Genomic DNA, 13803 nt, shown 5'->3' on the forward strand with positions numbered 1-13803 from the left:
GGATTGGGGATTGGGGATAAGGGGTAATGGGGATTGGGGATTGGAAATAACCAACCACTAACCACTAACCACTAACCACTAACTACTAACCACTAACCACTAACCACTAACTACTAACCACTAACCACTAACCACTAACCACTAACCACTAACCACTAACTACTAACTACTAACCACTAACCACTTAATTGACCTTAAATTGTTCGCTCTTGGACTGGAGGTCGTGAGCCATTGTCAGAAGATCTTTGAAAGATGCAGAAATTGTGATAGAATCCTTTGAGGTTTTGTTGGCAATGGCTGCTACCTTCGTCATGGTTTGGCTTAACGATTGGCACTGCTGGGTCTGTTCCTGGGTTGCGTGGGTAATACCTGTTACCAGTTCGCTAATTTGAGCCGTAGCATTGACGATCGCGTTGAGATTCTGGCGAGCCTCATTCACTACAGCGGTTCCGGAAGCAACCTGTTGGATACCCATCTCCATCGCCATCGAAACTTCTGCTGTATTCACCTGGATTTCCTGCACAAGTTCCTCAATCTCAGTGGCTGCATTCGCAGACTGACGAGCGAGCGAGCGCACTTCATCAGCAACGACACCAAAACCACGCCCAAACTCTCCAGCCCGTGTGGCTTCGATCGCCGCGTTCAAGGCGAGTAGTTGGGTTTGGGTCGTAAAGTTGCTAATCAAGCTGACGACTCTGGAAATCTTCTGGGAAGATTCAGACAGACGCAGAAGCCGTTGGTTGGTTTCCACCACAGTTTCTCGGATGTCTTCCATCTCATCCACGGTGCGATCGATCGCCGCATCCCCCGCCATCACCGTCTGGTTTGCCTGCTGAACTGCGGCTTCGACTTGCTGAGCATTGATCTTCACCGCTTCGGTTGAGTCAACCATCATCTCAATTCGTTCGAGGGCTTGTTCGAGAGCGTGGAATTGCTCTTGAGCCTGGGCTGCAAGCCTAGCGATGGCAGAGCCATTCGCTTGGGAGATTTGAGTAACTTGATTGGCAGCGGTTTGCATCTGGATGACGATTTGCCGTAAGCTGCCTAGGGTGTTGTTATAGGCATCAGCGACAGTACCCACTTCTGTATCTGTGACTGGAGCACGGACGGTGAGATTGCCTGCCAATGCAGGTCGCACTACTGTTAGTAATTGGATCACTTCCTGCTGAAGCCGCTCTTTAGCTGTTTTTTCTCGGTGGGCGGCTTCTGCCAGTTGCTGCGATTGTTGTTGGAGTTGCTTGATGTACTCTCCCTGTTGGATGGCAATGTTGAGTTGAGCGGCAATTTGTTTGACAAATTCAATGTCTGCTTCTTGCCACTGCCGAGGGCCGCTGCACTGGTGGATGCAGAACAATCCCCACAGTTCTTCCCCTTTGAGTAGGGGCACCACTAAATTGGCTTGCACCTGAAACTGCGAAAGAAGCTCAATATGACAATGTGCCAATCCTGCCTGGTAAATATCTTCGATCGCACAGAAGCGTCCTTTTTTGTACTGTTCAGCCATTTCTTTGCTGAAGCAATTATCTGTGACTTTGACTGCTAACGCTGAAACGTAACCTGGTCTGACATCTTCAGCAATAGTTTCTCCATCACGATAGCCAGAGTCGAACTTGAAGAGTGCGACGCGATCGACCTCCATGAAATTGCGGATTTCTCTGGCAGTGGTCTTAAAGGTCTTTTGCAAATCAAGAGACTGGCGAATTCGCTCAACTGTCTTTGTAATTAAGCGTTCTCGCTCTGCTGTCTTGGCTAGTTGCTCTGATGTGGTTCGCAGTTGCGTGATGTAGTCTATTTGTCGCATTGCTACATCCATTTGCACGCAGATCTGTTTTAGCGCTCTAACTTCAACCTCTGCCCATGAACGAGCTTCACTGCTTTGGTAGGCACCGAGTAAACCCCAGAGCTTGTCCTCCTTGAAAATTGGCGTAATTATATAAGCTTTGACCTCGATTCCCTCCAAGCTTTCAATTTCTTCGAGGGAGTAACCAGATGTGTAGATATTATTAACTACTAAGCTTTCACGCTGGCGATACACATCCTCGGTATTTGGGAAGATTGCTTTCAGATACTTTTGCTGCCAAGCATCCAAGCTTTTGATTGCTGACTCAGTCACGAGATCGCTACTCCCATCAGCATTGCAGCGACAAATTGCCACGCGATCGCACTTCAGCAATAGCCGAACCGCTTGGCTGGTAGTGCGAAAAATGGTGTCTAAGTCTTGAGATTGGAGGATCTTAGGAACGATCTGGGCAACTGCATGGTCTACTTGAGCTGCTTTAGCCATCTCAGTGGCTTGTGTCTCTAGGCGCGAGACGTACTCTCTCTCTTGCAGAGTTCTCCCCAGTTGCAGAGCAATGCCAGTCAACAAGTTGACATCAATCTCCAGCCAATGCTTGGGGCCGCTGTGTTGAAATGCACTCAATAAACCCCAAAGCTGATTTCCTTGCTTAATGGCAACAACTAGGCAAGATTTGATACCAAAGTACTCCAAGGACGCTAAATGGCAATCAGTTAGACCAGCCGTGTAGACGTTATTAATGATGTAGGGTTCATCGTTGCGAAACCTGCCCCCCTGGTGTTCTTTTATATAGGTGTCTTCCCAAGCGCTGCCAACCAGTTTTGGCCATCCCCCAGACTCAGACTCAAAGATAAAGTCACCGAAATAGTCTGGGCGAAACTTGTAAATGGCGACTCGCTCTACGTCGAGGAGTTGTCGGGCTTCTTGCACGGCAGTTTCGCAAGCTCTCTCAATGTATGAGGCAGTGTTAATCTTTTGGATGATTGTGGGGAGCGACTGCTTGTGCTTTACAGCTTTGGCTTTTTCTTCTAATAACTGTGCTTGCTGTAAAGCTACCCCAAGCTGGTTGCTAAACTGAGTCAGGAGCTTGATTTCATCTTCTACCCAATGGCGTGGGTTGCTGTGTTGATATACACACAGTAAGCCCCAAAGTTCCTGCCCTTGAAAAATGGGAGCGATCGCACAAGCTTTGATCTCGAATTTCTCCAAAAGTTCTACATGGCAATCGCTTAAACCAGCCTTGTAAATATTATCTACAAAATAGGGTTCACGATCGCGGAACCGAACGCCCTGATGTTCTTTAATACAATTATCTTCCCAAGTACTACCGACCATTGGGGATAAATCCCCTGCCTTAGACTCAAAGATAAAGTCACCAAAATAGTCTGAGCGAAGCTTGCAAATAGCAACTCGCTCTACGTTTAGCAGTTTCTGAACCTCTCGGGTTGCAGTCTGGAAAATAGTCTCAAGATCCGATGTTTGGCGGATCTTATCGCTCACACGGGCTAACGCTTGCTGTTCGTTGCGAAAAAGCAATGACTGCAAGCTGAGCCTCAGTTCAGTCACAACCTGATGGAGTAGGGCGATTTCATTTTCTTGCCATTGTCGGGGACGAGAACATTGCTGTACAACCAACAAGCCAAACAATTTATCTCTGAGGAAAATCGGCAAGCTCAAGCTAGCTTGAACCTGAAACCGCTCCAGTATTTGGCATTGGTAATAACTCAAGCCTGCATTGGTAGCATTATCAAAGCCTACGCATGGCTGCTGCTGGTAGTTCTCTGGCTTTTTGGCTCCGAAGGCGATCGCGGGTAGGGATTCTTTCAAGCTGGGCGTGTACCCGCTTACCAGCGACTCAGCCAGCACGACGCCCTGATTTTCACTTTGAACGCGGTAGATCAGCACTCGCTCGGCTCGTAAGTTTTGCTGAACTTTAGCGACTGTGGTTTCAAACAGAGCATCAATGGTTTGTGCCTGGTGCATTTGTTTAGCAATGGCAAATAACCAATCCTGACTGGCATAAGACTCACTCTCAACAACTACTTCAGTACTGTTGTCATTTCTAAATGATGAGTTACCAATAACAGTAGGGTTGGAGCTTGGTTCAGGTCGCCCTAGTTTTTGCATAGTTGTATCTTTATTTCCGTCATCATCTGGTTGAGAAAAACTGGGAAGATCTACCTCTGGAGTCGAACCTTCTAGCCGATCTGTAATCGTTTGGTCTTGTTGGCTATCACCTGTGATGAATTGCCTCATGAATCGCACGAATGGAGACATTTAAGGCTCTCCTTGCTGATGTTTTTGCCAGAGAGGGCAATGAATAATGTCTTGGAGGTCTAAGACAGCATCGCTGCACCCAGGTAGAGTCCCTCGAATCAGTGGCAGGAGATCGGGCGGAAATAAACCAACAGGCACGCTTTGGAGTTGCTGTAAATCGTGCAACTCAATGTCGTTGACTTGCTGAACTCCGAGTCCTAGCGACTGGTTATGAATTTGAACTACTATGACTGCGATCGAGGTTGAGGTTGGCTCCAATTGAAATAGGGACGGATAACCAACAAAGCTGTTGAAATCTACGAGCCAAAGCATTTCTCCTCGCCAGTTGCAAATTCCCAGAACGCAATTAGGCATTTCCGGAACTGGCAGAATTTCTACCACATCTATTTTGAGAATTTCTGCGATTTGCTCTAGAGGCAGCAGCATACTGTCCTGTACACCTAAAGGAAAGCGAAGCAGGCGCGCTCTAGTTTCTGGAGGAAGTGGGTCTAATATCAGCGTGTCAAGGCTGCTAGTTGCTATTAGCTGTGAATTGCGTGATTGCATCATAGACATGGGTTCCTATACAGCCGTTAATCGCAAGACCGTGTTTGTCAATTCTTTCTGGTCTACTGGTTTGGGGAGATAAGCATCAGCCCCTAGCATAGCACCCCACAATTTGTCAACCTCGGTTCCTTTCGTGGAACAAATCACGACCGGGATTTGCGAAGTACTGGCATGGGTTTTGAGTTCACGGCAGAGTTCAAAGCCGCTTTGCCCCGGTAGGATCACATCGAGAATCACCAGATCCGGTTTCTGCTGGCTGAGTTTTATCCGAGCCTCTTCACAATTAGTGGCGCTAACCACTGACAGACCCGCTTGCCTGAGGTAGTAGGTTAGCACCTCAGTTTCTGTCAAACTATCTTCAACTAAAAGGATCGTGGTCATAGCCATGTTCTTGTGGTAAAACGTTCTGCAAATCCATACTCCTCGGCTCCAAACCAATAAGCTGGAATTTTCTACCCCTGTTAAGCGGATAGGGGCGAAACTGATAGATATTGCTGCAAAACAGATAGTACTTTTTGCTGTTCAATCGGCTTTGCTAAAAAGCCTGAAGAACCGACAATCTTTGCCCGCACGCGATCGACAATGCCGTCATTACTAGTAATAATAATCACTGGGGTGTTTTTGAACGCCGAAATCCGGCGAATCTGGGCACACACTTCATACCCGTTTGCCACTGGCATGAGCAAATCCAAAAATATCAGGTCAGGTTTGTACTCTAGCAGCATCGGCAGTGCTTGTATAGAGTCCCGAATATTGATAAACCGATAGCCAGCCGGAGCGAGAATGCGCCCCATCGTCTCGCTATCGAATCTACTATCTTCAATGTAGGCAATTAGGGAACCGGTAACAGGCTTGACGTAAAAGCTAATGTCTCCAACGTGGGTTAGTCCCATCATCCCTTGGTTGACATAAGGCATAATCGATTGCGTCAAGGCCACTAGGGGTTGTCTCAATTTGACTGCTAAATCCCTCAAAGTCCAACTGCCGTTTGCCATAGCGGTGAGATTTTGGTAAGCAAGCTGTGAAGTCTGCTGTCGCAGTCCTTCATTGTCCCAAATCACGGGAGCCAGATTAGGGGAAAAGCCAGCTAAACCAGCTTGTTGCCAGACTACCCAAGCTTTCTCTGCTTGCTGCCAAGCCTGATCGATCTGGAGCGAAACCAACGTCGAGTCAATCAGGTCTTGAGGAAACTTACTGTAAGTCAGTTGCAGTTCTGAATGCTGGCGGGGTAGGTGTACTGACTGGATAATATCAAACAGCAGTTCTAAAATGTTTCCTCCCACGATCGCTGCCAGCTTTGCTTGCTGCATTTTCCCCTGTTTGACCTGATTTAACAGAGAACCGTAATCCCAATTCGGAGGACGCTCTGTTTTCTGCTGAAAAGAGTCAGCCGCCAATTGTGGAGAGTGTTGATACAACTGTCGATTCCAACGACGGAGCGGATGCAACTCACCAGCACCCCAAGTTAAGCAACCCTGTCGAAAAAACAAACTCCACATCACTCCTCGGTTGCCTGGAACACTTAAATCCAGACGACCTGAAATTTTATCTCTACTACAAATCTGAATATGCTTTGCTAGTTCATAGCTATTTTCTACTTTGTAAGTCGCGATTGGGAGATTTATCGATCTCACAGATGAAGGAGTCAACATTGGTGAAAATTTGGGGTTGTAATTAAGCTTATTTCTTGGCTGAAACACCGAGTATTTTATGGGTATAGAAAATAAAACATAGGGTATTGGTTTTTTCCCATGCTCTATGGTCAATGCCCCAAGTTGACAAATAGGGATTTTTATCAGCCCTGGCAGAAAATAGGTTTTCTTACCGACTTTACTGTGATTTGAAATAAGTTGGCACCCTTAATTTCGATCATTTGGCACCCCTGTAATTTTGAATTTTAAACTAAAGTCAGTTCTTGAATACAAGCGGAAAATATACAAGAACAATATCTTATAACCAAAGCTACAAATTATCAAAGTTATCAAGCAATTATCAAGTCAGTATGATATTTTGCACCATTTCCAATCAGAGTCACAGGCTCTAATTCTCGTTACCAGGTTGAACCTGGTAACGAGGGTTTGGAGACTCTATCTTTAGGGGTATTGCAATTGGTGTCAAGATGTAAATAAAAGTAATAAATTATCAATTGTCAGGCAATTATCAAGTTAATAAACATTGGGCGATCGCGTACAAATTTTGCTGTAGTTGTGCTCAGTACAACCGTGAATCCAGAATAATTAACCAGATGTTTCAAATATTTTGGTATAATAAATTACGCTATCAAAAAGTTTCTTAGGGATTTAGATTTTTCTTTTTAGAATGAAACAGCCCTGCTTAAAAAGGGGGCTAGGGGGGATCTGATCTTAACTGAACTGTATTGCTTTATAACTTTGTTAATAATTGAGCAATTTGCTGATTAATATTTGTCACGTCAAAACGCTGACTGGCGGTAATACGCGCATGATTAGCGATAGTTACTGTATTCTCTGAATCGTGAAGACAATCATTAATCACTTGTGCGAGTTCTTGGGGTTTGCCTGGTGTGACTAAAAAGCCATTAATACCATGCTCTACTAATTCCACTGCACCGCCTGCTTTTGCTGCGACTACAGGTTTTCCACATAGCATTGCTTCTACAATCACCCTTCCAAAAGGTTCAGCAGCTGTGGAGGTATGCGCTATTAAGTCACAAGCTGACATTAATTGGGGAATATCTGAACGAAATCCTAAAAATTTGACTTGGTTTTCTAGTCCCAGTGTAGTAATTTGTTGATGCAACTTTTGCACATATTCTTGTTCGCCAAACAATGCATCACCAACTAAAATTACGGTCACTTCTTGAGGACATTGTACAAGCGCTTCAATTAATATATGTTGCCCTTTCCAAGGTGCAAGACGGCTAAAGTGTCCAATGACAAATTTTCCTTCTAGTCCCAGTTGTTGCCTAGTTTGGTTAACAACCAACTCATCTATTTGATAATTTTGGGGATCAAAACCGTTGTAGACAACTTCGCTGATATCTGCACGTCCTCCCGCTTCTATAAATGCTGTTTTACTTGCTTGGGAGTTGGCAATTACTAATGAGGCACGATTTGCAGCAGTGACAGCAATGCGACGGTTGATTTTGCTGAAATGCTCAGGAGAAAGAATATCGTGTAAATGATAAACCAAAGGACGACGGCTCAAAAAACTTGCGATCGCTCCAACCACCAATGCTTTTTGAGTATTGGCATAAATTAGATCGTAGGCACGAACTGTTTGCACTACTTTTGCAATCAATGGTACAAGCTGCCCAAGGCTTCCTAGCCCTTGTGCTAGAGAACTGTCTTTGCGAACTTGTATGTTTTGAGTTGTCAGAACTTGAACCGGGATGTGATTTTCTGCTAATAAGCTTTTGAAAGAACCATCAGCAAATAAACCAACTAAGCAGTTATTTTGATAAGGTTTGGCGATGTCTATTAGGCACAGTTCTGCACCTCCTGGTTTACCACTTTGGTCTAAAAATAGAATTTTCATAATTTAACTCTTTCACCTTTCCAGCATTAAAAGGGTAGATACCCATACTTGATACAACCCCGCAATTGACCTCCACGCCACGCCAAATCCATTAAACACTGAGTTAAGCTTACTTTGTTACGGACTTTTAGCAGCAAGAAGCGCAAAGGAAACATTACCGCTGTTCTGACAAAACTCTTCCATGACATCAGTTGAGGCATCCCCATAGATCGATGCTTTTTATACAACAAAGCTTCCTGACTACCCATATCCCAAGCACGACGGCATATACCAATTATGCTGTTGCGAAATCGATAGTGAACTAGTGCATCTTTGACTTCATGCGGTTTTATCCCTGCCTGTTGAAGTCTCCAAGAGTAGTCAACATCGTCGAGTATAAAAATATTTTCATCGAAACCACCAATAGCTTCATGTAGTGAACGCTTGACCCCAAGGTTACAGCCACTTTGTAAGGGCAGATATGGGTGATTCATAAATATTCCATCACCTTCTTCACAACCGTAAACTTTCACTAACCAAGGTTCATTTAGTTTCCAATGTTCATTTCGACCTCCAACGAGGTCGTACTTAGAGAGTGCCTCACCCATCGCTGCTACCCAGCCAGGGGCAACTTCATCATCTGCGTCACAAAATACCAAGGCTTCTCCTTTGGCAACACTTGCACCAACATTGCGGGCATGTGCAGCTCCCGGTTTTGAAGATGCATCAACAATTTGCAGCTTAGGTAAACGTTCTTGGTAATTTTGGGCGATCGCTACTGTTTGATCGCAAGATCCGTTGTCTGCAATAATAACTTCCCAAGGTTCAGACCATTCCTGCTTTGCTAGCGCTTCTAGTTGCAAAGAAATAGTGTCTGCTGCATTTAAACATGGTATGATTACGCTTAATTTCATAAGTAATTACATCCCTGATAATCATTACTTATTTTGTGTCTGAGAAGTATGAAATCTCCCCTTCACCCCTTTTTTTACAGACTACTATTATGTTTGCGCTAATATGACTTTCCTGACCTCTTGGGCGATTTTATGCCAATCAAAATTAGCAGTAACATACTGGCGACAGGCTTCTCGTGAAGGCGTTGGCACTTTTCCTAGTAACACCTGTTCTAATTTTTCAGCAATAGCTGAGGCTTCAGTAGAAGAAGTAATTAACTCTGGTGAAAATGGTTCTATAATTTCTGGCATTCCACCTACAGGAGTACACAAGACGGGAGTACCACACGCAAGGGATTCTACTACTGCCAATCCAAACCCTTCAAAAGACTGACTGGGCATGACACTTATATCAGCGGCTTGGTAGGCTATGGGCAATTGCTCATCGGGTAAAAATCCTAAAAATTTAACGTGGTCGTTGAGTCCCAATTCGGTTGCTTGTTGTTGAAGTGCTGTTTGCAGATGACCTCTACCGGCGATCGCCAACCAAAAATCAGGAATTCTTGGTTTGATTGCTGCTAGGGCTTGCAACAATTTATCAATTCCAACTCGATGTACTAAGCGGCGGGTTGTAAATATAATTGCTCTATCTTGCGGCCAGCCGAGTTTGGCACGAGCCTCAGTAGGTAATAAGTCGGGTTGAAACCGATGAGTATCAACTCCACCAGGAATGATGTGAATTTTTTGCCAAGGAATTTGATACTGTTCGTGCAAGATGTGACCAAATGCTTTGCTAAGAACTATAAAGCGATCGCAGCGATTGTAAGTTCTTTTTTCTATTAGCCAATGCTTGAGAAAAACACTTAATTGGTCATGAACTGCCTCTTGCTTACTTTCAGATGCCCAAGGGCCGTGAAAATTAAAGGTAATGGGTACTCCTTGGGGCAGCAAATCCAATATCGGAAAGCTGTACAATGCAAAATGCAAATTAATTGCATCTGGTTTTCCTGTTCTGGTTTTTTGAAAGTTATTGCGAATTGACCACAGTCGTTTCCAGATTGGACTATCTGGTGAACCCAAGTTAGTCAACTTGATCTGTTTATTTGGTTCAGTTTCTGGTAAACCAACTCCACATAATTCAATCTGGTCTTGATTGGCTGCTAGTTTCTGAGTCAGTTCGTAGATATATCGTTCCAGCCCTCCAGGCGTCGTAGGAAACCAACCTACTCCTACACAGAGAATATGTGCGGTTAAACTATGGTTTTCTTTGTGACATTTCACCTGCTTCTCTCCTAATGACAAGCTAATTGTATTTGTATTCATTTTTACTTATATTTGGACTACTTTTTGAAAATAGCAAAATATGAGTACCTATAATACTTCTATTCCTTTATTGAACACACTAACAGAATTTTTTCATTCCGACCTCAGCAGGTTTTCAAGAAAAATCTTTTACCATTAAACATAAATTTTCCTAAGGAAATTACTTAAACAATTACAGTTATTTAATATACTTTAATTTTCCAGCCCTAAGATTCATCAATAGATTGGTAAACAGATCTATTGATGTTATAAATCAAATCCTGCTTGCAAAAGTTGGGAAAAAGAGGAGTTGCTTTTGGTTACAGGTTTGACAGTTAAAATTTATCTAACCAAAAGATATTGAAGTCACTGGAAATAAACATTAAATATGAGGTTTGTTAGCTGTTGATCCTTTTGATCGCTAGCCATACTACAGGTGGGTTTAGTCATAATATTTGTCAGTCTAAAAAATGGGATACTTAGCTCGATCCGTCCCTAACAGCCTCTCCGAATAATTATTATCCATATTTACCTAATCAATATCAGACTTTAGGGTATGATAGTTTACTCTTTTATAGAAGACTAGCTGAAGAGCATTACAACTCTAAATAATATTGATGAATTTTTACCTATGTTTAATTAAACAAATAATGTGTTTTTTATAAAGTTTTTGTAAAAGCAAGTTTGCTATCTCTAATTTTGGCTATTTTTATGTATGAGCATGACAAATAATCAAAAAGTATGACTTTTTGCATAACATATAGTGCATAGTGCAATGCTAATTGTAGATATATTTATATGCTTAACAAGCAAATAATTTAAGAAATTATCAGAATTTACATCTGATGTGAATTATCAAAACCAATGTTAGATCAAGGATTCTGGGCTTTGTAGAGACGCGAAATTTCGCGTCTCTACACCGAAAATACAAGGTTTCAGCCTCTAATTCACATTAAGCGTAATTTAGTAAATACTAAGTGATGAAAAATCTCAATATTTTTGAGAAAAAAGAAAATAAAAAATGAAATCCAATTGATAGTTGATCAGTAACTAGAGATGAATAATAGATTAATGCGTCAGATTGGCAACTTCTACCAAAAGCAACACAGAAAAATACAAATTTTCAATCAGCGTATCAAGAACTTATTCAGGACAGATAATTTTCAACATTATAAAATATTCAAGTTTTTACTCGGTCTGATTGCTGGAGTTACAACTGCAACAGTTATTGCAATCTACTTGACTGGAAGGGTTACACCTTCTACAAATACCTCTACAGCACCTACTGCCAACACCTACACAGCACCTTCTATAAATACCTCTACAGCACCTTCTAGCAATACCTCTACAGCGCCTAATATAAACACTAACACAACACCTTCTATAAATACTGACACAGCGCCTGCTACAAGTATTAAAACAGCATCTACTACAAATGCCTACACTACATCTTGGTTAGGCAATACTTTTGGCGGTGGTGACAAGTGGGTGCAGATCCAGGTAAGTGGTATTTATGTTGCTCCTGACGGTACTGTCTATACCAATAGCCCATGGGATGAAGCCGCGCGAGAGGTAGGAATTTATAAGGATGGAGATGCGATCGGCAAGGCTGATGACTTGCATGGATGGGGAAGAGGGGGTGGATCTGCGATCGCTGTCGATCAAAAATATATGTACGTAGCGATGGGGCAATCTCCTGAGGGTAAAGCAGGAGAAGATTACCCCCCCAAAGGCACGAATTGGTATTGTGTCAGACGCTACAAGTTGTCTGGAAAGCCTGCACCATTTCCAGGTGGGCGTGGCTGGGATAAAAGCATGTTAATAGTCAGTACCAAAGATAAAGTAACTGGGTTGGCAGTTTCAGATGGACGGCTGTATGTAAGTGACAAAGCAGCTGGGCAAGTTCGCGTCTACGATACCGCCACAATGAAGGAATTACGCAAATTTGCCGTTTCCAATCCGGGCAATATAGCTATTGACAAACAAAAGAATCTGTGGATTATCCAAAATAAAAACGGTAAGGCTCCAGCCAAGATTGTGCATTATTCACCAACAGGAAAGCAATTGCCTGGTGCGATCGCAGATATTGGTGAACCAACAGCGATCGCAGTCGATAATCAAGGCAGGCTGTTAGTAGCAGATAACGGGCCGCGTCAACAAGTGCTGATTTATGATATTAAGAGTAAACCAAAGCAAGTCGGCACATTCGGAACCAAAGGCGGGATTTATGCCGATAAACCGGGCGAAATCGGGGCTTTGAAATTTTACGGTTTGAGCGGAATAGGTACAGATGCGGCTGGAAATATCTACATTAGCAATGATGGGTTTAACCGTTCAGGTGTAGACTTGCGGAAGTTTTCTCCATCGGGACAATTACAATGGCAGTTGCTGGGTTTGCAATTTGTAGATAACGCCGATGCCGATCCTAGTACTGATGGGGTAGACGTCTTCACAAAAGACGAACACTTTGTCATGGACTACAGCAAAGGTAGCGGTAAGGAATGGCAATATAAAGGATACACCTTAGATAAATTCCGCTACCCTAGTGATGGGCGACTGCACACTATGCCAACAGCTCCTTTCGTTCGTCGCATACAGGGAAAGCGTTTGATGTATATCTCCTCAGAAATGATGTCAGAACGCTTGTTAACCTATCGTTTTGATGGAGAGATAGCAGTTCCGTGCGGTATCTTTGGCAAGGGCAAAGAAAAATGGCTAGCTGATGAACCGACTAAAGGCAGTTGGATATGGGTAGATGTCAACGGTGATGGTTCTCCTCAAGCAAAAGAATATCAAGCTACAGGTGAAAAGGATGATACTGTTTGGGGTTGGGAAATTGATAGCAAAGGAGATGTTTGGCAAGCAGCAGAAGCTGGCTACATCAAACATTATCGCTTCCAAGGACTGAATGCTCATGGCTGTCCTCGGTACAGTCGCACAGCCGTGGAAAAAATACCCATGCCCAAACCTTTTAAAGTTTTAACAAGGATCAAGTATTTTCCCGAACAAGACGTCATGTATTTGAGCGGCTATACTAGCGATCGCCCCAATATTGATGGCGACTGGGGATTGGCTGGTACAGAAGTAGTGCGCTATGATAACTGGAGCAAAGGCAAAAATAGAAATCCCAGCTTAAGAATAGTACTACCTTATAACCCCAGTCTTAATCCTAAATTGCACATCAAAGCAATCGATATAGCAGGGAACAGGCTTTTTGCCGCTGATAGTAAGCATGCAAACGTGTTCATTTACGACACAACTACAGGAAAACTAGTACAACAGTTAAAACCAGGCCCCGAAGTTGCAGGCGAGACTGGTTGGGTTGATATACCTTATGGTGTCCGCGCTTTTCGCCGCTCAAATGGTGAGTACTTGGTGTTTGTAGAAGAAGTTCACAAAGCTAAGGTGATTATGTATCGCCTACCAGCATAGTCAAAAATCCACAAAAAGCCCCCCTTTCCAAGGGCAGGGCTGTTTCATTCCACAAGGGCA

8 protein-coding genes are annotated in these 13803 nt (G+C 43.4%); 1 reads left to right on the plus strand and 7 read right to left on the minus strand.

Features of this window, described 5'->3' with window-relative positions; genetic code table 11:
• Nucleotides 1–184: 184 nt before the first annotated feature.
• The 7 genes from HXY43_RS14750 to HXY43_RS14780 all read right to left on the minus strand — a co-directional run bounded on the left by HXY43_RS14750 (nt 185) and on the right by HXY43_RS14780 (nt 10290).
• Nucleotides 185–4075 (minus strand): GAF domain-containing protein, encoded by a 3891-nt coding sequence (locus HXY43_RS14750; RefSeq protein WP_290884066.1) that lies wholly within the window; start codon nt 4073–4075, stop codon nt 185–187.
• Complete coding sequence (locus HXY43_RS14755; RefSeq protein ID WP_290884068.1) at nt 4076–4624, minus strand: chemotaxis protein CheW; 549 nt, start codon at nt 4622–4624, stop codon at nt 4076–4078.
• A gap of 12 nt (nt 4625–4636) precedes the next feature.
• Entirely contained in the window at nt 4637–5002 is a 366-nt protein-coding gene (locus HXY43_RS14760) for a response regulator (protein ID WP_290884140.1), read from the minus strand.
• Nucleotides 5003–5082: 80 nt separating this feature from the next.
• Nucleotides 5083–6273 (minus strand): response regulator, encoded by a 1191-nt coding sequence (locus tag HXY43_RS14765; RefSeq protein WP_290884070.1) that lies wholly within the window; start codon nt 6271–6273, stop codon nt 5083–5085.
• Nucleotides 6274–7003: 730 nt separating this feature from the next.
• A complete protein-coding gene (locus tag HXY43_RS14770) occupies nt 7004–8137 on the minus strand; it encodes a glycosyltransferase family 4 protein (RefSeq protein WP_290884072.1) in 1134 nt (377 codons plus the stop codon).
• Nucleotides 8138–8163: 26 nt separating this feature from the next.
• A complete protein-coding gene (locus HXY43_RS14775) occupies nt 8164–9030 on the minus strand; it encodes a glycosyltransferase (RefSeq protein WP_290884074.1) in 867 nt (288 codons plus the stop codon).
• Nucleotides 9031–9117: 87 nt separating this feature from the next.
• Entirely contained in the window at nt 9118–10290 is a 1173-nt protein-coding gene (locus HXY43_RS14780; protein ID WP_290884142.1) for a glycosyltransferase family 4 protein, read from the minus strand.
• A 1077-nt stretch (nt 10291–11367) separates the two neighbouring features.
• On the opposite strand from HXY43_RS14780, the gene HXY43_RS14785 reads away from it, so the two are divergent.
• A complete protein-coding gene (locus tag HXY43_RS14785) occupies nt 11368–13743 on the plus strand; it encodes a hypothetical protein (RefSeq protein ID WP_290884076.1) in 2376 nt (791 codons plus the stop codon).
• Nucleotides 13744–13803 lie beyond the last annotated feature (60 nt).

It is taken from the genome of Fischerella sp., assembly GCF_013388695.1.
GTDB lineage: Bacteria > Cyanobacteriota > Cyanobacteriia > Cyanobacteriales > Nostocaceae > PCC9605.

Excerpts from the sequence above, each read along its gene's own strand:
- HXY43_RS14750 (WP_290884066.1), bottom strand. The coding sequence starts at position 4,075 with ATGTCTCCATTCGTGCGATTCATGAGGCAATTCATCACAGGTGATAGC.
- HXY43_RS14765 (WP_290884070.1), bottom strand. The coding sequence starts at position 6,273 with ATGTTGACTCCTTCATCTGTGAGATCGATAAATCTCCCAATCGCGACT.
- HXY43_RS14755 (WP_290884068.1), bottom strand. The coding sequence starts at position 4,624 with ATGATGCAATCACGCAATTCACAGCTAATAGCAACTAGCAGCCTTGAC.
- HXY43_RS14770 (WP_290884072.1), bottom strand. The coding sequence starts at position 8,137 with ATGAAAATTCTATTTTTAGACCAAAGTGGTAAACCAGGAGGTGCAGAA.
- HXY43_RS14760 (WP_290884140.1), bottom strand. The coding sequence starts at position 5,002 with ATGACCACGATCCTTTTAGTTGAAGATAGTTTGACAGAAACTGAGGTG.
- HXY43_RS14785 (WP_290884076.1), top strand. The coding sequence starts at position 11,368 with ATGAATAATAGATTAATGCGTCAGATTGGCAACTTCTACCAAAAGCAA.
- HXY43_RS14775 (WP_290884074.1), bottom strand. The coding sequence starts at position 9,030 with ATGAAATTAAGCGTAATCATACCATGTTTAAATGCAGCAGACACTATT.